This window comes from Kribbella sp. NPDC031520 (assembly GCF_055580825.1).
In genome coordinates, this window is record NZ_JBVIKS010000011.1 from 1 (window position 1) to 1,845 (window position 1,845).

Sequence of the window (1,845 nt, forward strand, 5' to 3'; positions counted from 1 at the left end):
GCGGTGTGCGTCCGATTCTTGAGAACTCAACAGCGTGCCGAAAGTCAATGCCGAAAGATGCATTAACCCCGTCTACAGGCATTCAATGTCTGTGGCGGATTCCTTTGAAATATATACGGATGACAAGCCAGTAATGGTTTTGTTTCTGATGTTCAAAGGATCAACTGATGTTGTCGACTCACGGTCCTTCGGGATTGTTTGTCATATTTTTCAACGGAGAGTTTGATCCTGGCTCAGGACGAACGCTGGCGGCGTGCTTAACACATGCAAGTCGAGCGGTAAGGCTCCTTCGGGGGTACACGAGCGGCGAACGGGTGAGTAACACGTGAGCAACCTACCCTCAACTTTGGGATAAGCCTCGGAAACGGGGTCTAATACCGGATAATACTTTGCTCCTCATGGGGTGGGGTTGAAAGTTCTGGCGGTTGGGGATGGGCTCGCGGCCTATCAGCTTGTTGGTGGGGTAATGGCCTACCAAGGCGTCGACGGGTAGCCGGCCTGAGAGGGCGACCGGCCACACTGGGACTGAGACACGGCCCAGACTCCTACGGGAGGCAGCAGTGGGGAATATTGCGCAATGGACGAAAGTCTGACGCAGCAACGCCGCGTGAGGGATGACGGCCTTCGGGTTGTAAACCTCTTTCAGCAGGGACGAAGCGAGAGTGACGGTACCTGCAGAAGAAGGACCGGCCAACTACGTGCCAGCAGCCGCGGTAATACGTAGGGTCCGAGCGTTGTCCGGAATTATTGGGCGTAAAGGGCTCGTAGGCGGTTCGTCACGTCGGGAGTGAAAACTCGGGGCTTAACCCCGAGCCTGCTTCCGATACGGGCAGACTAGAGGTAGGCAGGGGAGAGCGGAACTCCTGGTGTAGCGGTGGAATGCGCAGATATCAGGAAGAACACCGGTGGCGAAGGCGGCTCTCTGGGCCTTACCTGACGCTGAGGAGCGAAAGCGTGGGTAGCGAACAGGATTAGATACCCTGGTAGTCCACGCCGTAAACGTTGGGCGCTAGGTGTGGGGGACATTCCACGTCCTCCGTGCCGCAGCTAACGCATTAAGCGCCCCGCCTGGGGAGTACGGCCGCAAGGCTAAAACTCAAAGGAATTGACGGGGGCCCGCACAAGCGGCGGAGCATGCGGATTAATTCGATGCAACGCGAAGAACCTTACCTGGGTTTGACATATAGGGAAATCCTCCAGAGATGGGGGGTCCGTAAGGGTCCTATACAGGTGGTGCATGGCTGTCGTCAGCTCGTGTCGTGAGATGTTGGGTTAAGTCCCGCAACGAGCGCAACCCTCGTCCTATGTTGCCAGCACGCTCTTCGGGGTGGTGGGGACTCATAGGAGACTGCCGGGGTCAACTCGGAGGAAGGTGGGGATGACGTCAAGTCATCATGCCCCTTATGTCCAGGGCTTCACGCATGCTACAATGGCCGGTACAAAGGGCTGCGAAACTGTAAGGTGGAGCGAATCCCAAAAAGCCGGTCTCAGTTCGGATTGGGGTCTGCAACTCGACCCCATGAAGTCGGAGTCGCTAGTAATCGCAGATCAGCAACGCTGCGGTGAATACGTTCCCGGGCCTTGTACACACCGCCCGTCACGTCATGAAAGTCGGCAACACCCGAAGCCGGTGGCCTAACCCTTGTGGAGGGAGCCGTCGAAGGTGGGGCTGGCGATTAGGACGAAGTCGTAACAAGGTAGCCGTACCGGAAGGTGCGGCTGGATCACCTCCTTTCTAAGGAGCATACGGCGCCGGCTCTTTGAGTCTGGTGTCCATTCATCGTTTCCAAGGCGAATGTTCTTGGGCGATGGTGCTTCGGAATGTGGAACATTGACCATTAGGTG

At 56.7% G+C, this 1,845-nt stretch carries 1 rRNA gene; it reads left to right on the forward strand.

The annotated features are described in order from the left end of the window. Positions 1-210: 210 nt before the first annotated feature. A 16S ribosomal RNA gene (locus ACZ5BU_RS36575) occupies positions 211-1,735 on the forward strand. Positions 1,736-1,845: the final 110 nt, after the last annotated feature.